General features: G+C 34.1%; 1 protein-coding gene. It reads right to left on the reverse strand.

What is annotated here, in order from left to right; all coding sequences use genetic code 11:
* The coding region (locus GQX97_RS13875) for an AAA family ATPase (RefSeq protein ID WP_157152338.1) at positions 1-626 on the reverse strand (626 nt) is incomplete at both ends.

Consider the following 626-nt stretch of genomic DNA (forward strand, 5'->3'; position numbering starts at 1 on the left):
AGCCCTATATCTTCAGCAGCCAATATGCAAAGGCGTCTTGCTATATATTTTGGGTCTTCTCCTGACTCAAGCATTCTTGCTAAATAATAAATAGCAGCATTTGGGTCGCTTCCTCGCACACTTTTTATAAAGGCACTAATTGTATTGTAATGTTCATCTTCRTCAAAGTTTAATGCCTGCTTGGTTGTAACGTCTTTTACTGTCTCTTCTGTGATTGTGAGTCTTTCTTTTGTTTCATCTATTTGTGTGGCAAGGTACGAGGTTTCAAGATATGTTAAAGCYTTTCTCACATCTCCATGCGAAAACTTTACTATTAAATCTATCGCTTTCTCTTCCACATCAATATCTTCTTCACCAAGTCCTCTCTTATCTTTTATGGCATTAACAACAGCTTCTCTAATGTCTTCATCTTCGAGGTTTTTAAACTCAAAAAGCATTATGCGTGAAAGAAGTGCATTAGTTAAATAAAAATAAGGATTTTGAGTTGTGCTTCCAATAAGAATAATTGTTCCATTTTCCACAGCAGGAAGTAAAGCATCTTGCTGAGATTTATTAAACCTATGTATCTCATCAATAAAAAGTATTGTCTTTTTTTCGTTAGATAGATTTTTTTCTGCCTTTTTAAT

It is taken from the genome of Brachyspira sp. SAP_772 (assembly GCF_009755885.1).
In the GTDB taxonomy this organism is placed as follows: Bacteria; Spirochaetota; Brachyspiria; order Brachyspirales; family Brachyspiraceae; genus Brachyspira.